General features: G+C 67.4%; 18 protein-coding genes and 1 other RNA gene. 12 read left to right on the top strand and 7 right to left on the bottom strand.

Features of this window, described 5'->3' with window-relative positions; genetic code table 11:
- Position 1 precedes the first annotated feature (1 nt).
- Genes AC3ANW_RS03385 through AC3ANW_RS03375 form a run of 3 tightly spaced genes read left to right on the top strand, consistent with a single transcriptional unit; the run spans position 2 to position 2,138 of the window.
- Positions 2-1,384, top strand: coding sequence for an efflux transporter outer membrane subunit (locus AC3ANW_RS03385; RefSeq protein WP_488343796.1), 1,383 nt, complete (start codon positions 2-4; stop codon positions 1,382-1,384).
- Positions 1,385-1,398: 14 nt separating this feature from the next.
- Positions 1,399-1,671 (top strand): hypothetical protein, encoded by a 273-nt coding sequence (locus AC3ANW_RS03380; protein WP_488343795.1) that lies wholly within the window; start codon positions 1,399-1,401, stop codon positions 1,669-1,671.
- A 32-nt stretch (positions 1,672-1,703) separates the two neighbouring features.
- Positions 1,704-2,138, top strand: coding sequence for a DoxX family protein (locus AC3ANW_RS03375; protein ID WP_488343794.1), 435 nt, complete (start codon positions 1,704-1,706; stop codon positions 2,136-2,138).
- On the opposite strand, the gene AC3ANW_RS03370 is transcribed toward AC3ANW_RS03375, so the two are convergent.
- The gene (locus AC3ANW_RS03370; protein ID WP_488343793.1) at positions 2,135-2,626 is read right to left on the bottom strand and encodes a hypothetical protein; all 492 of its coding nucleotides are present in this window, start codon (positions 2,624-2,626) and stop codon (positions 2,135-2,137) included. The genes AC3ANW_RS03375 and AC3ANW_RS03370 overlap by 4 nt on opposite strands.
- Before the next feature lie 357 nt (positions 2,627-2,983).
- Between AC3ANW_RS03370 and AC3ANW_RS03365 the strand changes: the two genes are divergently transcribed.
- The 4 genes from AC3ANW_RS03365 to AC3ANW_RS03350 all read left to right on the top strand — a co-directional run bounded on the left by AC3ANW_RS03365 (position 2,984) and on the right by AC3ANW_RS03350 (position 10,206).
- Positions 2,984-5,182 carry a protein-disulfide reductase DsbD family protein gene (locus AC3ANW_RS03365; protein WP_488343792.1) on the top strand — a complete coding sequence of 733 codons (2,199 nt, stop codon included), beginning with the start codon at positions 2,984-2,986 and terminating at the stop codon, positions 5,180-5,182.
- A 29-nt stretch (positions 5,183-5,211) separates the two neighbouring features.
- Positions 5,212-6,345 carry a uroporphyrinogen decarboxylase gene (hemE, locus tag AC3ANW_RS03360; protein WP_488343791.1) on the top strand — a complete coding sequence of 378 codons (1,134 nt, stop codon included), beginning with the start codon at positions 5,212-5,214 and terminating at the stop codon, positions 6,343-6,345.
- A gap of 1,096 nt (positions 6,346-7,441) precedes the next feature.
- On the top strand, positions 7,442-9,484 hold the full coding sequence (priA, locus tag AC3ANW_RS03355) for a replication restart helicase PriA (protein WP_488345344.1): 2,043 nt from the start codon (positions 7,442-7,444) through the stop codon (positions 9,482-9,484).
- Positions 9,484-10,206 carry an extensin-like domain-containing protein gene (locus AC3ANW_RS03350; protein WP_488343790.1) on the top strand — a complete coding sequence of 241 codons (723 nt, stop codon included), beginning with the start codon at positions 9,484-9,486 and terminating at the stop codon, positions 10,204-10,206. The genes priA and AC3ANW_RS03350 overlap by 1 nt, the downstream gene beginning before the upstream one ends.
- Here the strand turns inward: AC3ANW_RS03350 and AC3ANW_RS03345 are convergent, their stop codons facing one another.
- Together AC3ANW_RS03345 and AC3ANW_RS03340 are read right to left on the bottom strand one after the other, a co-directional pair.
- Positions 10,207-11,556, bottom strand: coding sequence for a sensor histidine kinase (locus AC3ANW_RS03345; RefSeq protein WP_488343789.1), 1,350 nt, complete (start codon positions 11,554-11,556; stop codon positions 10,207-10,209). It lies immediately after the preceding gene.
- Positions 11,553-12,236, bottom strand: a complete 684-nt coding sequence (locus AC3ANW_RS03340; protein WP_488343788.1) for a response regulator — start codon at positions 12,234-12,236, stop codon at positions 11,553-11,555. Before AC3ANW_RS03340 ends, AC3ANW_RS03345 begins: the two co-directional genes overlap by 4 nt.
- Positions 12,237-12,362: 126 nt before the next feature.
- On the opposite strand from AC3ANW_RS03340, the gene AC3ANW_RS03335 reads away from it, so the two are divergent.
- Complete coding sequence (locus AC3ANW_RS03335; protein WP_488343787.1) at positions 12,363-14,117, top strand: phosphoethanolamine transferase; 1,755 nt, start codon at positions 12,363-12,365, stop codon at positions 14,115-14,117.
- A 6-nt stretch (positions 14,118-14,123) separates the two neighbouring features.
- Here AC3ANW_RS03335 and AC3ANW_RS03330 read toward each other — a convergent pair whose 3' ends face one another.
- The gene (locus tag AC3ANW_RS03330; RefSeq protein ID WP_488343786.1) at positions 14,124-14,594 is read right to left on the bottom strand and encodes a CreA family protein; all 471 of its coding nucleotides are present in this window, start codon (positions 14,592-14,594) and stop codon (positions 14,124-14,126) included.
- Between the two features lie 129 nt (positions 14,595-14,723).
- On the opposite strand from AC3ANW_RS03330, the gene AC3ANW_RS03325 reads away from it, so the two are divergent.
- Both AC3ANW_RS03325 and AC3ANW_RS03320 read left to right on the top strand, forming a co-directional pair.
- Positions 14,724-16,373: an MBL fold metallo-hydrolase gene (locus tag AC3ANW_RS03325; RefSeq protein ID WP_488343785.1), complete on the top strand. Its 1,650-nt coding sequence runs from the start codon at positions 14,724-14,726 to the stop codon at positions 16,371-16,373.
- Between the two features lie 29 nt (positions 16,374-16,402).
- Positions 16,403-17,152, top strand: a complete 750-nt coding sequence (locus AC3ANW_RS03320; RefSeq protein ID WP_488343784.1) for an RNA pseudouridine synthase — start codon at positions 16,403-16,405, stop codon at positions 17,150-17,152.
- A 6-nt stretch (positions 17,153-17,158) separates the two neighbouring features.
- Here the strand turns inward: AC3ANW_RS03320 and rnpB are convergent.
- An RNA gene (gene rnpB / locus AC3ANW_RS03315) (RNase P RNA component class A) lies at positions 17,159-17,553 on the bottom strand.
- 64 nt (positions 17,554-17,617) lie between these two features.
- Here rnpB and AC3ANW_RS03310 point away from each other — a divergent pair.
- Both AC3ANW_RS03310 and AC3ANW_RS03305 read left to right on the top strand, forming a co-directional pair.
- A complete protein-coding gene (locus AC3ANW_RS03310; protein WP_488343783.1) occupies positions 17,618-19,312 on the top strand; it encodes an NAD(P)/FAD-dependent oxidoreductase in 1,695 nt (564 codons plus the stop codon).
- 17 nt (positions 19,313-19,329) lie between these two features.
- Positions 19,330-19,953, top strand: coding sequence for a flavin reductase family protein (locus AC3ANW_RS03305; RefSeq protein WP_488343782.1), 624 nt, complete (start codon positions 19,330-19,332; stop codon positions 19,951-19,953).
- Here AC3ANW_RS03305 and AC3ANW_RS03300 read toward each other — a convergent pair.
- Together AC3ANW_RS03300 and htpX are read right to left on the bottom strand one after the other, a co-directional pair.
- Entirely contained in the window at positions 19,931-21,796 is a 1,866-nt protein-coding gene (locus tag AC3ANW_RS03300) for a hypothetical protein (RefSeq protein ID WP_488343781.1), read from the bottom strand. The two genes, AC3ANW_RS03305 and AC3ANW_RS03300, sit on opposite strands and share 23 nt — an antisense overlap.
- Before the next feature lie 126 nt (positions 21,797-21,922).
- The gene (gene htpX, locus AC3ANW_RS03295; protein WP_488343780.1) at positions 21,923-22,798 is read right to left on the bottom strand and encodes a protease HtpX; all 876 of its coding nucleotides are present in this window, start codon (positions 22,796-22,798) and stop codon (positions 21,923-21,925) included.
- Positions 22,799-22,861 lie beyond the last annotated feature (63 nt).

Below are 22,861 nucleotides of genomic sequence, written 5' to 3'. Positions count from 1 at the left end.
CATGAAACTTGCCCTGACTCCCCTGCTGACCGCCCTGCTGCTGGCCGGCTGCACCACCGGCTCCAAGGCCCCTTACGAATCGCCCGAGATCAACTTGCCCGCCAGCTGGGCGCACGGCGCATCGGCCGGCGTGGTGACGGCACCGCTCGAAAGCCGGGCCGACATCGGCCGCTGGTGGACCGCCTTCAACGATCCGGCCCTCGACCAGCTGGTCGATTCGGCCCTGGCGCGCAACAACGACCTGGCCGCCGCCGGTTTCAAGGTGCGAGCAGCGCAGTTGCAGGCCGGCATCGCGCAGTCCAATCTGCTGCCGGCCGTGACGGCCGGCGTCAACACCAGTGCGTCGCGCGCACTCGACGGCGGGCAGTCCGGCCGCAGCAGCACCACCAGCCTGGGTGCCAGCTACGAGGTCGACCTGTGGAACCGTCTTGGCGCACAGCGCGACATCGCCCGATGGGAGGCCGAGGCCACGGCGCAGGACCGCGAAGCGAGCGCCCAGGCCCTGGCCGGCACCACCGCCACGCTTTACTGGCAGCGCGCCTACCTGGCGCAGCGCATCGCCGCCGGCCAGGACAGCGCCGCCTATGCCGAACGTACGCTCAAGCTGGTGCAGACCCAGTTCGACGCGGGTGCGGTGTCGCCGCTGGAAGTGGCCGAGGCGCGGCAGAGCGTGTCCGCCCAGAAGGCCGCGCTCGAACTGCTGCAACAGCAACAGGTCGAGGCCGGCAACGCGCTGGCGCTGCTGTTCGACGGGCAGGCACCTGCCGCTGCCGGCAGCCCGCAAGCCCTGTTGCCGACCAGCGTGTTGCCGCTGGTGCCGCAGGACGTGCCAGCCGCCGTGCTGGCCCGCCGGCCGGATGTACGCGCAGCCGAACTGAGGCTGCGCGAAAGCCTGAGCACCATCGACGTCACGCGGGCGGGTTACTACCCGGCACTGACCCTGACCGGTGCCCTGGGCGGCTCCAGCACCAGCCTGGCCAATGTACTGAGCAACCCCATCGGAACGCTGGGTGCGGGCTTGAGCCTGCCCTTCCTGCAATACCGCCAGATGGACCTCAACATCCGGGTGTCGCAGGCGCAATACGAACAGGCGGTGGTCAGCTTCCGCCAGACGCTGTACCAGGCGCTGGCCGATGTCGACAACGCCCTGTCGGCACGCGACCGTTACGCCAGCCAGGGCCGGCAACTGCAGGCCCGGCTGGACGATGCCCGCACCGCCGAGCGGCTGTACGAAACCCGCTACCGGCTGGGTGCCGTCGCTTTGCGGATATGGCTCGACGCCCAGGAAGCCCGGCGCACCGCCGAAACCGCGCTGGCGGAGAACCGCTACAACCGGCTCGTGAACCACGCCACGCTTTTTCGGGTGCTTGGCGGTACCGTCTGACGCACGCAACTCCGTTGGTCACCACCGTCGCGCATACTGCTATCTTTCAGCGCGGGAGTCGTTTCATGCAGACTGAGTCGGTGTTCCATCATGGCGAATATCAAATCGCCTGTAGCGCTCGCAAGATGGGAAACGGCAGGTTCGTACCCACTCTTGTCGTGACCAAGGTGGTGTGGCCGACACGGGCCCGGACCATCGCATTGCAGGCCGGTGATTTCGAGGCAGAAGCCGCAGCCATCGAAGAGGCCCGGATCCGCGGCCTGGAATGGATTGCGCATTACGGCTGAGCCGGCGTCCCCGCTCTACCTTTCGAAATTCCATGCAGTATTTTCCGGACGAGCGGCAACGCCGCCAGCGCATGCGTCCCTGGCGAACGGCGGCACTGGTTTTTGTCTTCCTGTGGTTCTTCATCGGCGGGTTTGCGCACTTCGTGTTCACCGACGCCGAAATGCGCATCGTGCCTTCCTATGTGCCGTGGCCGCGCGAGGCGGTGCTGGTCACCGGCGTGTTTGAGCTGGCAGGTGCGGCCGGCCTGATCTGGCGCGCCACCCGACGCGCCGCCGGCTGGGGCCTGTTCCTGCTGACGCTCGCCGTTACGCCGGCCAACATCGCCATGCTGCAGAACGCGCAGTCGTTCGATGTTCCTTACGCCTTGCTGGTCGCCCGCCTGCCCTTCCAGCTGGTGCTGTTGTGGCTGATCGTGTGGAGCACCAGCACAGACCGGCGGCGCGGTCACCGGGCCGGCAGGCGCTAGGTCTTCGCCCGCTCGGCAAGCACACCCACCAGCAGTCCGGCTTGCGGCACCGGCATGGCGGTCAGCACCACATGCCGGTCGGGATGACCCGCCAGGCGCGCCAGGTATTCACAACAGACCGGCTGTTCGCGGCTTAGTCCGTCGGCCAGCGCTTCGTCGATCCAGCCGGCAGCCCGGAAGGCGGCAGGAAGTTGCTGCCAGCCGTCGAGCGTGATGTCTTTTCTCGGCCCGGTCCACGGAAGATCCAGGCCGTGCATGCGGGCCACCCGGGAATCGACCACCAGTTCGCGCGTGGCCGGGCAATAGGAGAAATGAGCCTGGTTTCGCCGGTCTTCCATGCCGGCGTAGAGCCGGCGGTAGACCTCCAAGCTCGCGGCCTTCATCCGCCGCACGCGGCGATGCCTCAAGGGCTCCTGGAGCAGCCATGCCAAAAGGATGGCAAAACCGCAGAACAGCGCGGCGAACGGCAATGAAATCGACGGTTGCATGGCATTTCTAGATAACCGCCCTGCAATGCGCACGCCATTCATCCCAGGCCCAGCCCGCCAACTCGGCGAACAGGGCACAGCACAGGCGCATTTCAAGCGGCAAACGAAACACGCGAAAGTGCGGCATGGAGGGCGGCCGAACCGGGTGGGGGACAAGTAGGGAAACCCATCCTAGGAGGCCGGTGTCGCGCCCCCCGGACCCATCCGACGAAGCCGCCCTATGCTCGACGGATCGCCGATAGAGGCGACGAAACACCGTCCGCTCGAAACCATCGGATGGCTGGCCGCTACGATGGCCGCGCCCGCCATGCAGACTGCCCGGCGCCGGAACTTCGCAGCACGTCGTGTCTCCCATCCATGCCCATGTCGACCAACCGCATTTCTTCCATAGTTCGTCCGCTATTCGCCCTATTGCTGCTGGGTGCCGGCAGCAGCGCCTGGTGCCAGTGGTTCTCCGGCGCGCAGGCGACCGCGGCACCGGTTTCCATCACCACACCGCACGTGCAGGCAGAACTGGTGGTGCAGGCACCCGATGGCGTGGCGGCCGGAGGCAGCTTCAAGATGGGCCTGCGTATCGTCCATCAGCCGCACTGGCATACCTATTGGCGCAATCCGGGCGATTCGGGCCTGGCGACACAACTCGAATGGAAAGTGCCGGCCGGGCTCGCTGTCGGCGATGTCGAATGGCCGTTGCCGCGCCGTCTGCCGGTGGGGCCGCTGGCCAACTATGGTTATGAAGACACGGTGCTGTTGCCCGCCACGGTGCAGGTCGCGCCCGACTTCGCGGCCGGCCGCAGCAGCGTGCTGCTGGCCCTGCATGCGCAATGGCTGGTGTGTCGCGAGGAATGCATTCCGGAACAGGGCGACTTCGCTTTCGAACTGCCGCTGAATAGCGCCACCGCCTCGCATGCGGCCGACTTCGCCGCCGCCGCCGCAGCCCGACCCCAGACCCTGACCGGCGCGTTGGCAGCCCGTGTCGAAGGCAACGAACTGACGGTCACGGCCAGCGGCCTGCCGGCCGCCTGGCAGGGCCGCACGCTGGAACTGTTCCCCGAAACGCCGGCCATCACCGAACCGTCGGCCGACGGCCGCCAGTCCTGGCAGGGCGGCACCTGGACGGCGAGGCTGCCGCTGGCTGCCCAGCGCAGCGAAGGCCCCGGCTCGCTACCGCTGGTGATCGCCTCGACGGCCACCGACGGCAGTCGACAGGGATGGCGCGGCGAAGCTCCGGTGAGCGGCGCATGGCCCGCCATCGCCGGACGGGCCGCCGTATCGCCTGCGCTGCAGGACGCACTGGACGCCAATCGCGCAGCGGTCGCGCCGCCGGCCGCCACGCCCACATCGGCGCCTCTGGCCACCTGGCTGGCGGCCCTCGGCGCTGCCTTGATCGGCGGCCTGCTGCTCAACCTCATGCCCTGCGTGTTCCCGGTGCTGGCCGTCAAGCTCCTGGGCTTTGCCCGCCACGGCGGTGCGCCGCGCGAGCAGCGCATCGCGGGGCTGGCCTATGCGGCAGGCGTGCTGCTGTCGTTTGTCGCCCTGGGCGGACTCGTGCTGGGCCTGCGTCTGGCCGGCGCTCAACTCGGCTGGGGTTTCCAGTTGCAGTCGCCGTCCGTGGTGGCCTGCATGGCGGCGCTTTTCACGCTGCTCGGCCTGAACCTGGCCGGTGTCTTCGAATTCGGCATGTGGGCACCGCGCGGACTGGCCGGCATGGCCCTGCGCCATCCGGCGGCCGATGCCTTCCTGTCCGGTGTGCTGGCGGTGGCAATCGCTTCGCCCTGCACCGCACCTTTCATGGGAGCCTCGCTGGGCCTGGCGCTCGGCTTGCCGGCGATGCAGGCGCTGCCGGTCTTCGCGGCGCTGGGGCTGGGCATGGCGCTGCCCTACCTGGCTGCCGCCTGGGTTCCGGCGGTGGCGCGGACCCTGCCGCGGCCGGGCGCGTGGATGGATGTCTTCCGGCGCCTGATGGCTTTTCCGATGTTCGCCACCGTGGCCTGGCTGGTGTGGGTGCTGGGCCAGCAGAGCGGCATCGACGGTGCCGGTGCGTTGCTGGTGCTGCTGGTGGCGGGCTCGGCCTGGGTGTGGGCGCTGGGCCTGGCCGGACGCACTCGCTGGTGGGTCGGCGGTGCGCTGACCCTGGTGCTGGCAGCCACCGCCTGGGTGATGGCGCCTCGTACCGTGCTGGCCTTGCCGCCGGTGCAGGCGACGGCCGATGCGTACGCCCGCTGGCAGCCGTGGAGCGAAGAAAAGACCCGCAGCCTGCTGGCCGAAGGCCGGCCGGTCTTCGTCGATTTCACCGCCAGCTGGTGTGTCACCTGCCAGGTCAATGAACGCACCACGCTGGCAGACACCGCCGTGCTGGCCGCGCTGGACGGCAAGCGTGTCGCACTGCTGCGCGCCGACTGGACCCGCCAGGACCCGGCCATCACGCAGGCCCTGCGCGCCCTGGGCCGCAGCGGCGTGCCGGTGTATGTGCTCCACGCCCCCGGCCGGCCGCCGAAGGTGCTGACCGAACTCATCGGCCGCGACGAACTGAAAGCGGCGATCTCCGACCTGTGAGGCCGTGCGCAGGCGGTGACAATCGGCGGATGGCTTCCACACCGACCCCGACCTCCTTCGCCCCGCTGATCAACGACACCTTCCTGCGCGCCTGCCGCCGCCAGGCTACCGCGCACACGCCGGTCTGGCTGATGCGCCAGGCAGGGCGCTACCTGCCGGAATACAAGGCGACCCGGGCCAAGGCCGGCAGTTTCATGGGGCTGGCCACCAACCGCGACTACGCCACCGAAGTCACGCTGCAGCCGCTGGAACGTTTCCCGCTCGACGCTGCCATCCTTTTCTCCGACATCCTGACCGTGCCCGACGCCATGGGCCTGGGCCTGTCGTTCGCGGAAGGCGAAGGCCCGCGTTTTGCACATCCGGTGCGTGACGAGGCCGCGGTGGCCGCGCTCGCCGTGCCCGACCTGGACAAGCTGCGTTATGTGTTCGACGCCGTCAGTTCCATCCGCCTTGCGTTGAATGGCCGGGTGCCGCTGATCGGCTTCTCGGGCAGCCCCTGGACGCTGGCCTGCTACATGGTCGAAGGCGCGGGCTCGTCCGACTACGCCCGCATCAAGACCATGCTGTACGCGCGCCCCGACCTGCTCCACCGCATCCTGCAGGTCAACGCGCAATCGGTGGCCGCTTACCTCAACGCACAGATCGACGCCGGCGCGCAGGCGGTGATGATCTTCGACAGCTGGGGCGGCGTGCTGGCCGACGGGGCCTTCCAGGAATTCAGCATGGCCTACACCGCCCAGGTGCTGGCCGGCCTCAAGCGCCACGGCCCGGACGGCCAGGACGTGCCGCGCCTGGTCTTCACCAAGGGCGGCGGTATCTGGCTGCCGGAGATGGGCGGCCTCGATTGCGAAGTGCTGGGCCTCGACTGGACGGTCAACCTCGCCAAGGCCCGCGCCCTCGTCGGTGGTGCCGTCGGCGGACCCGGCAAGGCGCTGCAGGGCAACATCGACCCCAACGTGCTGTTCGCCAGGCCGGAACAGGTGCAGGAACAGGCCCGGCGTGTGCTCGACAGCTTCGGCCGGCCGCATACCGATGCAAGCACCACAGGCCCGACCCATATCTTCAACCTCGGCCATGGCATCAGCCAGCACACGCCGCCCGAAAATGTCGCGGCACTGGTCGAGGCGGTGCATACCCATTCGTGTGCACTGCGGGCGGCCTGACCGCCAAAATTTAGTTTTTGACGGCTTGTCCGAAACGGCGCGGCGCCGCTGTTCCAGAGGACGATGCGGACGCACCCGTAAGTCGTTGATTCAAAAGGGACCAGGCCGGTTGCCTATTTCCTGGGCATCGCAGGGAAAGCCTTGCTGGGCGCGGATTTCGGGACATCCGGAGCCGCCTTTCAACAAAGTTGTCCACAGAAAAACGAGTTTCCCTGAAAAGTTCTTCTGAATCAACGGCTTGCGGTATTTTCCGAACATCGCCGGCGGGACTTACGGGCATCCGGCACCTGAAAATTGCACCGGCGGTCTTTTTGCGCTTCACCGCCTTTTTTGCCGGGATCCAAAGCCCGATTCTTCGCATGTCGAACGGGTGTTACCCCAGCCAGCCCGCGTGGCTGCTGGGTTCAGGGCGAAGTGCCGGGTTTCTGTAAGCAGGCGCACTTTTACCGTAGAGCGTGTCAAGCGAAAAATTTGGCTGCCGGGCCTTGCTTATGCACAAAAATCGTGATCCGGGGTTTTAGGCGCCGGAATGTCTGTGATTTCCAAGAAGACGCCAAGAGGCAGCGCCAAGTCATTGATTCATAACAAAAATAGCGCTTGCCGTTTTTTTTGGCAAACCGTTGAAAGCCTTGCTGCGCGCGGCTTTGGCACTGTTCTATGGGTGCTATCAACAAAGTTATCCACACAAACGGTGAAAACCCTATCAGGGTTGCAAAAGCACAGCATCGGTGCATCGAAAACAGCGTCTCCATAAGTGATTACGTGCCCACCAAGGCCCCACTTGTACACAGATGGATGAATAGTCGATCTACCGGCGTTTTTTGCCGTAGCTTGAAAGCAAGAGCTTACAAGCCATTGATTTTAATAAGTATTTTTCTACCCATGCAGTATTGATTCATGCTTTGGGCCAGGGCCGTCTGAAAAAGCAACGATACTTGCTGGCGTCTGTCAACAAAGTTATCCACAGATCGACAGCACCCAACCAAAAAACGCTGCCAGATCGAATATCTGCTTGCAGCTTTTCGTGACTTTTCTTGTGACTCTTCCCGCGACTCATCTCGTTCCCGTGCTCGTTCAAACCCCCGCCCACAGCGCCATGGCGGGGGTGCTGAGCTACCGTTTCGACCGACTTCTGCCGGCCGGAACCCTGGTTCGTGTGCCGCTCGGCAGCCGCGAGGTGATGGGTGTCGTCTGGGACGGCGCGGCCGAGGCGCCGGCCGACGGCGTCGAGCTGAAGTCGATTGCGGCCGCGTTCGAAGGACTGCCGGTTCTGGGTGCCCACTGGCGGGCGCTGGTTGGTTTTGCCGCGCGTTATTACCAGCGCGGCGCAGGCGAGGTGGCGCTGGCAGCCTTGCCGCCGCAACTGCGGGGGCTGGACACCGGCCAGCTGGAACGGCGCCTGGCGCGCAAATCGACCTTGGTCGATGCCGCGGTTCCCTCCGACGTCGCCATGCCCGAACCCACGCCCGAACAGGCTGCCGCACTCGACAGGATCGAAACGGGCCCGACCAATGGCGCCTTCCTGCTGTTCGGCGCCACCGGCAGCGGCAAGACCGAGGTCTACCTGCGCTGCGTGCAGTCGCTGCTGCAACGCGATGACCGGGCGCAGGCGCTCGTGATGGTTCCGGAGATCAACCTCACGCCCCAGTTGGAAGCCCGTTTCCGTGCCCGCTTCGGCGAATCGGCCGTAGTGTCCCTGCACAGCGGAATGACCAACCCGCAGCGCCTGAAGAGCTGGCTGGCGGCGCATGCGGGCCAGGCGCGCATCGTGCTCGGCACCCGCATGGCGGTGTTCGCGTCGATGCCGCACCTGGGCCTCATCGTGGTCGATGAAGAACACGACCCCAGCTACAAGCAGCAGGAAGGCGCCCGTTATTCGGCACGCGATCTGGCGGTATGGCGCGGCCATCACGAAGGGGTGCGGGTGATCCTGGGGTCGGCCACACCTTCGCTCGAAAGCTGGTACCTGAGCAGGCCCGCCACGCAGGACGACCCCGGCGGCCGCTACCGACGGCTCGACATGCCCCAGCGGGTAGGCGCAGGCGCCCTGCCCACCGTGCGGCTGGTCAACATGGAACACCAGCAGCGCGGCACCGTCTTCGCGCCGGTTCTGCTGCAGGCCATCCGTGAACGCATCGCACGTGGCGAACAGGCGCTGATATTGCTCAACCGGCGCGGCTACGCACCGGTGCTGGCCTGCAACGACTGCGGCTGGAAGAGCGAATGCCCGCACTGCAGCGCGTTCCGGGTGTTCCACAAGGTGGACCGGACACTGCGCTGCCACCACTGCGGATACACCCAGTCGGTGCCGCGTGCCTGCCCGGCATGCGGCAACCTCGACATCGCACCGGTCGGCCGGGGCACCGAGCGCCTGGAGGAACTGCTGGCCGAACGACTGGCGGACACCTTGAGGCCCGACGGCTCGCCGGTGCGCATCGCCCGCATCGACGCCGACACCACCCGACTGCGCGGCGCCCTCGAAACCCAGCTGGCGCAAGTGCATGCGGGCGATGTGGATGTGCTGGTGGGCACCCAGATGATCGCCAAGGGCCACGACTTCCGCCAGGTGACGCTGGTGGCCGCCATCAACCCCGACGGCGCGCTGTTTTCGGCAGACTTCCGCGCGCCCGAGCGGCTGTTCGCCCTGCTGATGCAGGCCGGCGGACGGGCTGGCCGCGATGCCGCGCACGGCTCCGCCAGCGAGATGTGGGTGCAGACCTTCCACCCCACCCATCCGCTGTTCGCCACGCTGCGCCGCCACGACTACCCCGCCTTTGCCGCCGAGCAGATCGACGAGCGTCGCAGCGCCGGCCTGCCGCCCTGGGCTGCCCAAGCCCTGGTGCGAGCCGAAGCGCGCACCCAGGAAATCGCGCAGGGCTTTCTGCGTGCCGCGCGCACGGCCGCCATCGATGCGGGGTTGGAAGCCGACGGCACCGTGGTGAGCTTCGATGCGGTGCCGATGTCGCTGCAGCGTGTCGCCAATGTCGAACGGGCGCAGATGCTGGTCGAAAGCAGCAGCCGCGCCGCCTTGCAGCGTTTCCTCGCCGCCTGGCAGCCGCAGCTGCACACGGCCCGCAGCCGCCCCGAACACAAGGGCGTCATCCGCTGGGCGATCGACGTCGATCCGTTGGCCATCTGATGTTCACCTCGCGTCGACTCGGCGTCCTGCTGATGCTCGTCATGGCCGGCGCCGCGGCGTGGGGCCTGTGGAGTGGCCGGCTCCTGGTGCCGACACGCTTCAACCCCTGGGCCCCGCTGGACCTGGCCGAGGCGCCGAACGCCTTGACCCGGTTCAAGTTGATGCGCCTGGCCGGCCAGCCGCCTGAAGCCTGCCTGACGTGGCTGGATGCCGCGGGTGTACGCAACGTGCCACTGGCAGACCGCGACGACCCGACCGGCTGCGGCTGGCAGGGCGCAACGCGGCTGTCGGCGTTCGGCGGTGTGCGCCTGTCCGGCAACGCTCCGCTGGCCTGCCCGGCGGTCGTCGCGCTGACGCTCTGGGAACGCCATGGCCTGCAACCCGCGGCACAGGCGCGGCTGGGCAGCCCGGTGCTTGCCATCGACCACCTGGGCAGCTACGCCTGCCGCGACATTGCCGGCAGCGGCGCCGGACGGCGCAGCGAACATGCGCGCGCAAATGCACTCGACGTGGCCGGCTTCCGCCTGGCAGACGGCCGGCGCATCTCGGTGTTGAAGGACTGGCAAGCCGATGGCCAAGCAAAATCGGCCGCGGCGCTGTTCCTGCTGGATGCCGGGAAAAGCGCCTGCCCTTTCTTTTCGGCGGTGCTGGGCCCGGCCTATGACGCGGCCCACCGCGACCATTTCCACCTGGACCGCGGCCGTTACCGCATCTGCAGCTGATCAGGCGGTCGCCAGGAGAATGCGGGCCTCGACACCGGAGCCGCCCGAGGGCGGCGGCGAGAGCAGTTCGAGCTCGCCGCGCTGGCGTTCGACGATGGTGCCGACGATGGACAGACCCAGCCCGTAGCCGGTGGGCTGCGCGGCGTCGCGGACATGACGGGTCCGCATGGATTCGAGGCGTGCCGGCGGCACCCCCGGACCGTAGTCGCGCACCACCAGCCGGGCCGGCGACTCCACCCGCAACTCCACTCGTCCGTCGCTGTAGCGCAGCGCGTTTTCCACCAGGTTGCGCAGGGCGATGGCCAGGCCGTCGACATCGCCCATGCCGCGCGGCATGGGCTCCGGGCTGTCGGGCAGCACCAGCACCAGGCGCTTTTGCTGTGCCGGGCCTTGCCAGAATTCTTCCGCGATGGTGCCGGCCAGCCAGCCGAGATCGATCGGCTGGTGGCTCAGGATGGCGGCGGATTCGGCACGCGACAGCTGCAGCAGCTTTTCGGTTCGTTGCGACAGCACGTTGAGCGACGCCAGAGCGGCCTCGACGTCGGCACGGGCAAGCGATCCTTCCAGTGCGGTCTGCAGCCGCAGCCGCGCCGCCGCCAGCGGCGTGCGCAGTTCGTGTGCGGCGTTTGCGGACAGGGCGCGCTCCACATCGAGCGCATCGGACAACCGGTCGAGCAGCCGGTTGACGTGTTCCCCGACAGACTGCAGTTCGCGCGGCATGCCGTCGACCACCAGCGGCCGCAAGTCGTCGCCGCCGCGCCGCGCGATCTCGGATTCGAGCAGCCGAAGCACCTTGAGCTCGCCCCGCGCCACCGTGCCCAGCAACACCGCCAGCACCCCCATCACCGCCAGCATGGGCAGCGCCAGGCCCACCAGCACCCGCCGCACCGCCAGCCGCCGCTCGGAGCGCGGGTCGGCCAGTTGCAGCAGCAAGCCGCGTTGCGGATGGTGGGCGGTGAAAACCCGCCAGCCCGAGGTGTTGAAGAAACCGCGGGTGCGCGGCACCAGGTCGAAGAAATGTTCACCTGGCATCTCGCGCGGCAGCAGCAGCACCCGGCCGCTCTCGTCGATCAGGCGAAAGATGAGCGTGTCGCCGCTGGCCTGCGGCGGAGGCTCGAGGATGGGCGGCGCGCCCGGCGGAGGCATGCCGGCGACATCCAGGTCGTGGGTCACCACGTCCAGCAGTCGCAGCGCGCTTTCCTCGAGCTCGTTGTCGAAATTGCGGTTGATCTCGTAGTGCACGAAGGCCACCGCGCCGCCCAGGCAGGCCACCCAGACGGAGGCCACGCACAGCAGCAGGGTACGGGTGAGCCGCTGTGCCAGCGTGCCCGGTCGAACGCTGATCTTCATGGGGCGGCCGGTTCGTCGGGCGAATACGAGAGCCGGTAGCCCAGGCCCCGCAGCGTCTGGATATGGTCTCGCCCGAGCTTGCGGCGCAGGCGGCTGATGAACACTTCGAGCGTGTTGCTGTCGGTCTCGCTGTCGAAACCGTACAGCGCATCCTGCAGGCTCTCGCGGGTGTGGATGCGGTCGGGCCGGCTGGCCATCACCCGCAGCAGCGCCCACTCCTTCGATGTCAGGGTGATCGGCGCCCCGCGGCTGCGCACCAGGTCGCGCGACAGGTCGATCTCGAGCGTGCCCAGCACCACCACCGAAGTGTCGCCGCCAGCGCCGCGGCGGCGCTCGATGGCGCGCAGGCGGGCCAGCAGTTCACCGGGGTCGTAGGGCTTGACCAGATAGTCGTCGGCGCCCGCATCCAGTCCGCGGATGCGGTCGCTGACCTGGTCACGTGCCGTCAGCACGATCACGGCCGGGCGGTCTGTCAGGGCTCGCAGCGCGGGCATCAGCGACAGGCCGTCGCCGTCGCCCAGGTGCAGGTCGAGCAGCACCGCCGCGTAACGCGCGCCGGCCAGCGCCGCACGGGCCGCGTGGAGGCTGGGTGCCTCGTCGACCACGAAGGACTTGGCGCGCAGGTAACCGCAGACAGCGGCAGCCAGCGGAAGATCGTCTTCAACGAGCAGGATGCGCATGGCGAAGGTCAGTCGAAAGCATGGAAGGCCTCAGTTTAGGGCGCGGTCCGGCGGAGGAAAACATGAACGTTTTATGAACGAACGGTTCAGGTTCTTTTCACCGCCTGTCGCTAACTTGGCGGGCCAATGTCCGATCTTCCGCTCGCATCCTCTCCACCGGCCGCCGTGCGGCTGCTGCCCCGAGTCACCACCCACCCCGTTCGGACCGGCTGGTTCGACCAACCCCTGCCGCCGCGCCTGGCCTCGCTGGTCGTTGCGCTCTGGGTGACGCTGGTCGGCAACCTGTCCCTTTGGAGCGCCCTGCACAAGCTGTCGGGTGAAGGCGAGATGGGCAGGCGCCCCCTGGTGCTGGCCATCGCCATCGCCTTCATGGTGTATGGCGCCACCGCCACGCTTTTTTCATTCTTCGCCGGCCACCGGGTGTTCAAACCGGCCATGCTGGTGCTGCTGCTGGTCGCCGGAAGCGTGCAGCATTTCATGATGGCCTACGGCATTGTGGTCGACCCCGGCATGGTCGCCAACGTGATGCAGACCAACGCCACCGAGGCACGCGACCTGATCGGCCTGAACCTGGTCGGCCAACTGCTGCTGGTGGCCGGGCCGCCGGCCGTCTGGCTGTTCCGGCTGCAGCTGAAACCACAGCGGGCCTGGGCCGCCATCTGGCGCAACCTTCTGTTTTCGGTGTTGCTGCTGGCGCTTACCGCCGGCGCCACGCTCGGCATGTATCGCGAACTGGCGCCGCTGCTGCGCAACCACCTCGACCTGCGTTTCAACGTCAACCCGGTGGCGCCGGTCATCTCGACCTTGTCGGCGGTGACCAAACCCTGGCGCAAGCACCGCATGGGTCCGCTGGTCACCATGACCGCTGGAGCCGCGCTCGGCCCGAGCTACGCGCTGGCGGCCAATGCCTCGCGGCCGCCACTGTTTCTGGTGGTGGTGGGCGAAACCGCCCGTGCCGACCATTTCGGACTGAACGGTTATGCCCGCGACACCACGCCTGCCCTGGCGCAACGTGGCGTGATCAGTTTCACCGACGTCCATTCCTGCGGCACCAACACCCTGCATTCGGTGCCCTGCATGTTCTCGCCGCTGGGCAAGGTCGGCTGGGAAAGCCGCAAGGCCGAAACCGAGAACCTGACCGACGTGCTGCAGGCCTCCGGCCTGGCGATCCTGTGGCTGGACAACCAGGCGGGTTGCAAGGGCGTCTGTGCGCGCATTCCCAATCAGTCGACCGAAACCGCCTTCGCGCCGGCTGCCGAAGCGGCACGCACCTTGTGCTCCGACGGTGAATGCCTGGACCGCGTGATGCTGGCCGGCCTGGACGAACGCATCGCCAGCCTGCCCGCCGAACGCCGCGCACGGGGCGTGGTGGTGGTGATGCACATGATGGGCAGCCACGGTCCGGCCTACTGGCGCCGTTCGGCCCCGGACACCAAACGCTTCGCACCCGAGTGCGCCACCCAGGCGCTTGCGCAATGCGACCACCAAGCGCTGATCAACGTCTACGACAACTCCATCGCCGAGACCGACCGCTTCCTGGCCGCGACCATCGACTGGCTGAAGGCGCGCCGCGAACGTTATGCGCCGGGCATGCTGTATGTGTCTGACCACGGCGAATCGCTCGGCGAATACGGCATGTACCTGCATGGTGTCCCCTACGCCTTCGCGCCCGAAGTCCAGAAACACGTGCCGATGGTGCTGTGGATGGATCCGCAACTCGCCGCGCGCGGCCATACCGACCTCGGCTGCCTGGAGAAACGCCGCAACGAGGCCCTGACCCACGACAACCTGTACCCGTCGGTGCTGGGAGTGATGGACGTCACCACCCCGACCTACAAGCCGGCACTCGACGCCCTTGCGCCGTGCCGCGCCAGGGGCTGAACTTCCTTACTTCGCGGGGATGGGCGTACTCACCGGCACCGCCGTCACGCTGTTCTGCGGTGAGCCCTCGATCACACGGTCCGAATAGCTCAGGTAGACCAGCGTGTTGCGTTTGCGATCGACCATGCGCACCACCCGCAGCTTCTTGAAGACCAGCGAGATGCGCTCGTTGAACATCTCTTCCTGCTGCGGCAGGGGTTTGCCCGCGACGAAACCGATCGGGCCGGTCTGGCGGCAGGCGATGGCGGCCTCGGCCTTGTCCTCGGCCAGGCCCACCGCGCCCTTGATGCCGCCGGTCTTGGCGCGCGACACATAACAGGTCACGCCCTGCACCTTCGGGTCGTCGTAGGCGTCCACGACGATCTTATGGTCGGGGCCGATCAGCTTGAAGACGGTATCGACCTCGCCGATGGTCTCGGCATGGGCAGCCGTCGCCAGCAGGGCGGCGGATAGAACGAAAAGGGATTGACGCAGCATGGGAGACTCTTTCGATGCCGCCCAAGCGGCGGCAGGGCCGGAGTCTGCAACAGCCCGGGCCGGAGAACGCCACCAGATGTTCAGGTCTGCCCCGATGCGGGTCGCCACGGCCAAACGCACAATCGGCGCATGGTCCGCCCCAGTCAACTGATCCACCCCGCCCAGACGCCCGTCACGCCCCGCCCCGCGGCCACCCTGCTGCTGCTGCGCGACACGCCGGCCGGCCTCGAAGTGCTGATGACCCGCCGCTCGGCCACCGCGCGTTTCGGCCCGGGCGTGCATGTGTTTCCCGGCGGTGCTGTCGATCCCGCCGATCACCGGGCCCACTCCCAGGCCGAACGTCGGGCCACCCAGCCCGACGAAGCCCTGACCCAGGCGATCGCCGCGCTGCGCGAGAGTTTCGAGGAACTCGGCATCCTGCTGGCCCGCCATGCCGACGGCCGGCCCGCCGATGCAATCGACATCGCGCGGCTTGACCGCCATCAGCCCCTGCTGCCGCAGTGCGCCGCACTCGGGCTCACCCTGGCCTGCGACCAGGCCTGGCCCCTCGCCCACTGGATCACCAGCCCCGGCACGCCGAAGCGTTTCGACACCGCCTTCCTGGTGGCGCGCATGCCCCAGGGGCAGGAGCCGGTCGCCGATGAAACCGAGCAGTTCGAGCCGGTATGGCTGCGTCCGGTCGACGCCTTGCAGCGCCACCGACAAAGCAGCCTGCCGATGATGTTCCCGACCATTCGCACCCTGGAGCATCTGCAGCGTTATGCCGACACTCGCAGCGCGCTCGATGCCTGTGGCGCGCGCGACGGCGTCGAAGCCCCACTCTGGAGCTATTCACCGCGCGGCGGACTGCTGAATGGCCAGGAATGCCGGGTGACCGACATCGAGCCGGCCTATGGCGAACTGGGGCTGGTGACACCCGACGGCCAGTTGGCGCATGAACTCACCTGGCGCCACGACGTCGCCGTGCCGTTGCTGAAGAACCTGCAGCGGCTGACGGCAGCCAATGGCGGCGTGATGACCGGCCCGGGCACCAACAGCTACCTGGTCGGCAGCGCGGCCACGGGTTACCTGGTGATCGACCCGGGCCCGGACGACACGGCCCATCTGCAGCGCCTGTTCGATGCGGCGGCGGGTGACATCCGTTTCATCGTCTGCACCCATTCGCACCCCGACCATTCGCCGGGCGCGCTGCCTCTGCAGGCCATGTGCAAGCCTTCGCCACCCATCCTCGGAATGCCTTCGGCAGCCACCGCGAGGCCCGACAGCCGTTTCACGCCCGACCGCGCGCTGCACGACGGCGAGCGCCTGGTGCTGGCGTCGACGGATGGAGCGGAGGTCCATACGCTGCGGGCCATGCACACCCCCGGCCACGCCGCCAACCATCTGTGCCTGGTGCTGCAAGAAGACGCGCTGCTGTTCAGCGGCGATCACGTATTGAACGGCAGCACCACCATCGTCAGCCCGCCCGACGGCGACATGGACGACTACCTGCATTCGCTCGACCGCCTGGCCGACGCCTGCCGCCAGGAAGGCATCGAATACATCCTGCCGGCCCACGGCCATGTGCTGGGAGACGCGGTCGGCGCCATCGGCCGGCTGAAAGCCCACCGCCTGGCGCGTGAAGCCAAGGTGGCAGCCGCCATGCTGGCACTGCCCGACGGCACTACCGAGGACTGGGTGCGACACGCCTACTCGGATGTGCCGCCCGCCGTGTGGCCGATTGCGGCGCGTTCGCTCACCGCGCACGTCGATCGGCTGCGCCGTCTGCTGGGCAACTAAACTGCCGCTTTGCCCGACTGCTTTTCCTGATGCCCGCCAACGCCCCGAACGAACCCACCCGCCTCTCCAAGATCGTCGCGGATCTGGCCGGCTGCTCACGCCGCGAAGCCGAGCTTTTCATCGAAGGCGGCTGGGTGCGGGTGAACGGCCAGGTGGTCGACGTGCCGGGCGCAAAGGTATTCAACGAGAAGGTCACGCTGGATGAAAAGGCGGTGGCCGAGCCCATCGCCGACGTCACCATCGTGCTGTACAAACCCGCCGGCTTCGAAACCTGGGCCGACGGCCGCAAACCCGCCATGCAGCTGGTGGCGCCGCGCAACCAGTCGAGTGCCGACCAGAGCGGCATCCGCCCGGCACGCCAGCATTTCCAGCAGGAATGCATGACCGAGCTCGAGCCCGCCGCCACCGGCCTGGTGATCTATAGCCAGGACTTCAAGGTGCGCCGCAAGCTGACCGAAGACGCGGGTGTGATCGAACACGAAGTCATGGTGGATGTGGCCGGCGACGTGACGGAAGAGCGCCTGCACCGCCTGAACCGCGCGCCGGTGATCGACGGCCGCGCCATGCTGCCGGCCAAGGTGAGCATCAACCGCCAGAGCGAAGGCATCACCGGCCTGCGTTTTGCAACCAAAGGCCACTGGCCCGGACGCATCGCACAGATGGTGGAAGGCGAAGGTTTGCGGATCATGGGCATGAAACGCATCCGGATCGGCCGCATCAGTTTGGCCGGCCTGCAGCCCGGGGAGTGGCGTTTTCTGACCCCTCACGAGCGTGTTTGAAAATTGGTGTGAAGCTCGCCTGTAAGCCGGATTCTGTGCGCCACCGAAACCTTGCGGAATCGGCGGTGTGACCGCCATTAATCTGGGCCGGGGATCGCTCCCGCGGCTCGGTGCTACCTACCCGTCAACTCGGCGGGTCGCCTCGACGTTGACCTACTTGGTATTGCTGCGCGCAGAGATTGCCCGTTTCACCCGGAGCGCGAAGCGTTTCGGGTGAAACCCAAAATGCTCCGTGATCGCCCCGACTCGTCTCTGTTGCTCTGATCCTCACCTCGCGGTGGAGAGTCGTTAACTCCTGCGCCACCCTGTGCAGTCCGGACGTTCCTCCAGTGCGGTGTTTCCACGTGACGACGAATCGTCACCCCTTTCGGGCCAGCACCAGCGGCGGTCCAGCGTGCTTCACGGGGCGCATTATGCCCGGCCGATTTATCATCGGAGCCGCCCGATAAACACGGGCCCCACGACATGATCCGAATTTCAGAAATCAAGCTGCCGCTCGACCACGACGCGGCCACCCTGCACGACGCAGCCGCCGCCGCCCTGGGCGTCGCGCCCGGCGCCATCGCCCGGCTGCACATCCACAAACGCAGCTTCGACGCCCGCAAGCAGGATCTGCGCGCGGTGTACATCGTCGATGCCACGATGGCCGACCCGGCCACCGTGGCGGGCCTCCTACAGCAACACGAAACCGACCCGCATGTCGGCCCATCGCCCGACATGGCCTGGTATCCGCCTGCCGCTGCGCCCTTCGACGCAGCGGTGCGGCCGGTGGTGATCGGTTTCGGCCCCTGCGGGATCTTCGCCGCGCTGGTGCTGGCGCAACTGGGCCTGAAGCCCATCGTGCTGGAACGCGGCCGCAGCGTGCGCCAGCGCACCCAGGACACCTGGGGCCTGTGGCGCCGCCAGGAACTGCTGCCCGAGTCCAACGTGCAGTTCGGCGAAGGCGGCGCCGGCACCTTTTCCGACGGCAAGCTCTATAGCCAGATCAAGGATCCGCGCCACCTCGGCCGCAAGGTGATGAACGAATTCGTCGCCGCCGGCGCACCACCCGAGATCCTGGTCGACGCCCGTCCGCACATCGGCACCTTCAAGCTGGTGAAGGTGGTCGAGAACATCCGCGCGCAGATCGTTGCGATGGGCGGCGAGATCCGTTTCGAACACAAGGTGACCGACCTGCACATCGAGGACGGCGGCCCCAAGGGCCGGCAGCTGCGCGGCCTGACCGTGCTCGACCAGGCCACCGGCATCAGCCATGAAATGCGTGCCGACCACGTGGTGCTGGCGCTCGGGCACAGCGCACGCGACACCTTCACCATGCTGTGGCGGCGTGGCGTGCATATCGAGGCCAAGCCCTTTTCCATCGGCTTCCGGGTGGAGCATCCGCAAGGCGTGATCGACCGCGCACGCTGGGGTCGCCATGCCGGCCATCCGATGCTGGGGGCGGCCGACTACAAGCTGGTGCACCACGCCAGCAACGGCCGGGCGGTGTACAGCTTCTGCATGTGCCCGGGCGGCACCGTGGTGGCCGCCACCAGCGAGGTGGGCCGTGTGGTCACCAACGGCATGAGCCAGTATTCGCGCAACGAACGCAACGCCAACGCGGGCATCGTGGTGGGCATCGACCCGAGCGACTTCCCGACCGACTACCGGCACCTCGACCTGCCTGAAGAAACACAGGGCAAGCCGCATCCGCTGGCCGGCATCGAGATGCAGCGCCGGCTCGAATCCAACGCCTACCTGCTGGGCGGCAGCAACTACCACGCACCCGGCCAACTGGTCGGCGACTTCGTGGCCGGCACGCCTTCCACACAGCTCGGCGAGGTGGAGCCGAGCTACAAACCCGGCGTCTTGCTGGGCGACCTGCATCAGGCGCTTCCGGGCTATGCCATAGAAGCCATGCGCGAGGCCTTTCCTGCTTTCGGCCGCAAGATCCCCGGCTTCAACCGCCACGATGCCGTGCTGACCGGCGTCGAGACCCGAACCTCGTCGCCCGTGAAGATCACCCGCGGCGACGACTACCAGAGCCTGAACCTGAGTGGCCTCTACCCGGCCGGCGAAGGCGCCAGTTATGCCGGCGGCATCCTGTCGGCCGGCGTGGACGGCATCAAGGTGGCCGAGGCGCTGGCGCAATCGATCGCAGACAAAACCGCAACCCTTTGATTACCGGAGCAACCGTCATGGCGCAGGACGACAGTCATTTCTATGAACCTGCAGCGGGCCACGGCCTGCCGCACGATCCGTTCAACGCCATCGTCGGGCCGCGCCCCATCGGCTGGGTATCGACCCGTGACGGCGACGGCCGGCACAACCTGGCGCCGTACAGCTTCTTCAACGGCTTCAACTACACACCGCCGATCATCGGTTTCTCCAGCATCGGCTGGAAGGACAGCGTGCGCAACATCGCCGAGACCCGGGAGTTCGTCTGGAACCTGGCGACACGCCCGCTGGCCGAGCAGATGAACACCAGTTGCGCCGCCGTGGCGCACGAAGTGGACGAGTTCGGGCTGTCCGGCCTGACGCCGGTCGCATCACGCATTGTGAAGGCGCCGCGCGTGCTTGAAAGCCCGGTCAACTTCGAATGCCGCCTGACCCAGTTGGTGCCGCTGCAGAACACCGAAGGCCATGAAGTCGGAGCCTGGCTGGTGCTGGGCCAGGTGGTCGGTGTGCACATCGACCGCCGCCTGCTCAACGACGGCGTGTACGACACCGCTGCCGGCGAGCCGATCCTGCGCGGCGGCGGGCCGGCGGATTACTTCAGCATCACGCCGGACAACCTGTTCAGGATGCACCGCCCGCGCTAGGCGGCTCGTCGTTCCGGGCGGCGGGTGCCGCCAAGGCCTTGAGACGGCGCTGACCCAGGAAGGCGGCCCAGTGGTCGGCCCGCTGGGCGTCCAGCGCCGGCGAGGTAGGCGCGCCGGTCGGGTGCCAGCTCAGCCCGTCGTCGATGCTGTAGCTGTGGATGCCCATGCGGTCGGTGACGAACACCCGGGTCGATATGCCGTCCGGCGACTGCCACCAGACATCCTGGATGGTATTGACGCCCCGCGACGGATACTTCGCCCCGTTGTGCGTCACGATGCCGCCGCCGGCCATGGTGTAGAAGCGCGATACATCGACTCTGCCCATGACACCGGCCGGCACATGGCGCAGGTTGGCGGCCAGTTCTGCCTCGGTGCTGGAAAACACGATGTCGCCCTTCAGCAGGTTCTGCACCTTTTCCCCGCTCTCGTCGCTGTTGGCACCCACGATGCGGTCGGCCGTGAAACCGCCCGCCTGGCGGGGGCGCGACATCCGCTCGAAAAACGCCGGAAAACCTTCCAGGAACTGCTTTTCGCGGTAGGCGCCCATCCGCCGGTCGAGGGTCTCGACGTGGAAAGGCAGCGGTCGCCTGACCGATGCTCCGAGGTTCCAGGCGGTGCGTTCGTCCACCACGAAATCCGGGTTTTGGACCCCCGGCACGGCTAGCGCGTTCTGCACCGGACCACGCGCCATCTCGACGCTCCAGTCGTCCAGCACCGGCTCCAGGTCGGGCCGCCGGGTTCTGAGGGTCTGCATCAGCCAGCGGAAATCGATGAAGAACTCCCGCAGCAATCGCCCGGCATGGCGCAGCAAAACGGCGTCGGCCTTGCGGTTGGGCGTCATTTTCAGGATGCGCACCATCTCGTTGAGGCGGTGCGATTCCGGCGACATGGCCATGTCGGGCTGCGGACGGGCGTCGGCCGGCCCGCGCCCGATGGCGCGCTGGGCAGCCTCTTCCAGCATCTCGGGCACCGGCAGGCTGCTGAAACGCCGGAACTCGACCAGCCGCGCATGGAGCGCGGCCTCATGGACGTGGCCCGGCTGGCGCAGTGCGGCCATCGACTGGGCGTAATGCGCCGCGTCGTACTGGCGCAGGCCGTCCGGGCCGATGGGAGCCTGCAGCGCATACCGAAGCGGCTCGCGGGCCAGTTCGGCGGCGTAATCCTGCAGCACCGGCCTAGGATTAGGCCGGCGCGTGCGCAGGTGGGCGATCAGCGTGCGGTATTCGATGAAGAAATTGTTGAGCGACATGGCCGTGTTGAGCAGACGCAGCGCGTCGGCCTCGCGGCCCGGCTGGTTCTGCAGCGCGCGGACCATCGCGCCAAGTCGTCGCGTTTCCGGTGCGACGTGCAGGCCCGACAGCTCGCCGGGGTCGCTCGGACCATGACCGATGGCCCGCTGGGTGAGTTCCTGCAGCAGCTGGAAGGTCGTATGGGCGAGATACCGCTGGCGGGCTGTGTCGATGGCGGAAACCGGAACGGCCGTGGTGGAAGTGACGGCGGCCGTCGTGGCAGCCGCCACGGCGTCGGCACGCCGGATACGAATCCGGGACCCGAAAATGGTGTCCCCACCGGCTCCGTCGTCGCTCTCGTCTTCCTCGGTTCCCGAGGCGTTCAGATCGACGAAACGGTCGCCCAGGCCGAGCAACTCCTGGATGTCGGCCGAAACCTGGAGCCGGCCTTGCCCGTCCGGCGCCACCTGTCCGGAAGGCAGCGCGCGGCTGTTGTCGCGTGTGAGCCGAAGATCGGCGTCCCGCGGGTGGGGTTCGCCATTGCGCCGTACATCCGTCAACGGATGCAGGGGCCGTGCTTGCTGCGGTGGCTGTGCGAGGGGAGAAAGCTGCATGGATCGTCCAATCTGGAAGCGTCGCCACCGGAATCGCAGCGAACCATGCCAGTCTGGGCTACCCCGCCACGGGGTCGTGGCCGGATCCGAATCCGCGTCCAGCTTGTCGAACGCGGTGTCTTCGGTTCAACCCTGTGCGGATTGCAGTGCGGCTATACGCTCTTCCAGCGGCGGGTGGGTGGCGAACAGCTTGCCCATGGCGCCGGTGATGCCCATGGCCTCGATGTTCTTCGGCAGTTCGCCGGGGGTCATGCCGCCCAGGCGCTGCAGGGCGGCGACCATCGGCTGGCGACGGCCCATCAGGCGGGCCGCGCCGGCATCGGCACGGAATTCACGCTGGCGCGAGAACCAGGCGACGACGATGGCCGCAGCGAAACCCAGCACGATGTCGAGCACGATGGTGGTGGCGTAATAACCGATGCCGGGGCCCGAGCGTTCTTCGTCGTTCTTGCGCAGGAAGCTGTCGACCGCATAACCGATGACCCGCGAGAGGAACACCACGAAGGTGTTCATCACACCCTGGATCAGGGCCATGGTCACCATGTCGCCGTTGGCGATGTGGGCGACCTCGTGGCCGAGCACGGCCTCGACCTCGTCGCGGGTCATGCCCTGCAGCAGGCCGGTGGAAACCGCCACCAGGGCGGAGTTCTTGAATGCGCCGGTGGCGAAGGCGTTGGGTTCGCCCTCGAAAACGCCGACTTCGGGCATGCCGATGCCGGCCTTGGTCGCCAGCTTCTGGACGGTTTGCAGCAGCCAGGCTTCATCCGGCGAACGCGGCGCGGTGATGACCTGTACACCCGATGACCACTTGGCCATGGGTTTGCTGATGAGCAGCGAGATGAACGCGCCGCCGAAACCCATGATGAGCGCGAAGCCCAGCAGTGCCGTGAGGTTGAGGCCGTTGGCGGTGAGGAACCGGTTGACGCCGAGCACGCTGGCGACGATGCCCAGCACCACCACGATGGCGAGGTTGGTCAGGACAAAAAGAAAGACACGTTTCATGGAGGCTCCGTAGGGAAATCGAAAAAACCCTGCGCGCTGCAGATGCGACCGGTGCCGCGATCT

The organism is Xylophilus sp. PBN-3R, assembly GCF_057747805.1.
Note: the sequence above shows the minus strand (reverse complement) of the source record. Positions and strands in the feature narration are given on the sequence as shown.

What these genes read in the sequence shown, in the direction of transcription:
- AC3ANW_RS03320 (WP_488343784.1), top strand. Translation starts at nt 16,403, where the DNA reads ATGCCCGCCAACGCCCCGAACGAACCCACCCGCCTCTCCAAGATCGTC.
- AC3ANW_RS03350 (WP_488343790.1), top strand. Translation starts at nt 9,484, where the DNA reads ATGTTCACCTCGCGTCGACTCGGCGTCCTGCTGATGCTCGTCATGGCC.
- AC3ANW_RS03335 (WP_488343787.1), top strand. Translation starts at nt 12,363, where the DNA reads ATGTCCGATCTTCCGCTCGCATCCTCTCCACCGGCCGCCGTGCGGCTG.
- AC3ANW_RS03375 (WP_488343794.1), top strand. Translation starts at nt 1,704, where the DNA reads ATGCAGTATTTTCCGGACGAGCGGCAACGCCGCCAGCGCATGCGTCCC.
- AC3ANW_RS03365 (WP_488343792.1), top strand. Translation starts at nt 2,984, where the DNA reads ATGCCCATGTCGACCAACCGCATTTCTTCCATAGTTCGTCCGCTATTC.
- hemE (WP_488343791.1), top strand. Translation starts at nt 5,212, where the DNA reads ATGGCTTCCACACCGACCCCGACCTCCTTCGCCCCGCTGATCAACGAC.
- AC3ANW_RS03345 (WP_488343789.1), bottom strand. Translation starts at nt 11,556, where the DNA reads ATGAAGATCAGCGTTCGACCGGGCACGCTGGCACAGCGGCTCACCCGT.
- AC3ANW_RS03340 (WP_488343788.1), bottom strand. Translation starts at nt 12,236, where the DNA reads ATGCGCATCCTGCTCGTTGAAGACGATCTTCCGCTGGCTGCCGCTGTC.
- AC3ANW_RS03370 (WP_488343793.1), bottom strand. Translation starts at nt 2,626, where the DNA reads ATGCAACCGTCGATTTCATTGCCGTTCGCCGCGCTGTTCTGCGGTTTT.
- htpX (WP_488343780.1), bottom strand. Translation starts at nt 22,798, where the DNA reads ATGAAACGTGTCTTTCTTTTTGTCCTGACCAACCTCGCCATCGTGGTG.
- priA (WP_488345344.1), top strand. Translation starts at nt 7,442, where the DNA reads ATGGCGGGGGTGCTGAGCTACCGTTTCGACCGACTTCTGCCGGCCGGA.
- AC3ANW_RS03385 (WP_488343796.1), top strand. Translation starts at nt 2, where the DNA reads ATGAAACTTGCCCTGACTCCCCTGCTGACCGCCCTGCTGCTGGCCGGC.
- AC3ANW_RS03305 (WP_488343782.1), top strand. Translation starts at nt 19,330, where the DNA reads ATGGCGCAGGACGACAGTCATTTCTATGAACCTGCAGCGGGCCACGGC.
- AC3ANW_RS03325 (WP_488343785.1), top strand. Translation starts at nt 14,724, where the DNA reads ATGGTCCGCCCCAGTCAACTGATCCACCCCGCCCAGACGCCCGTCACG.
- AC3ANW_RS03300 (WP_488343781.1), bottom strand. Translation starts at nt 21,796, where the DNA reads ATGCAGCTTTCTCCCCTCGCACAGCCACCGCAGCAAGCACGGCCCCTG.
- AC3ANW_RS03330 (WP_488343786.1), bottom strand. Translation starts at nt 14,594, where the DNA reads ATGCTGCGTCAATCCCTTTTCGTTCTATCCGCCGCCCTGCTGGCGACG.
- AC3ANW_RS03310 (WP_488343783.1), top strand. Translation starts at nt 17,618, where the DNA reads ATGATCCGAATTTCAGAAATCAAGCTGCCGCTCGACCACGACGCGGCC.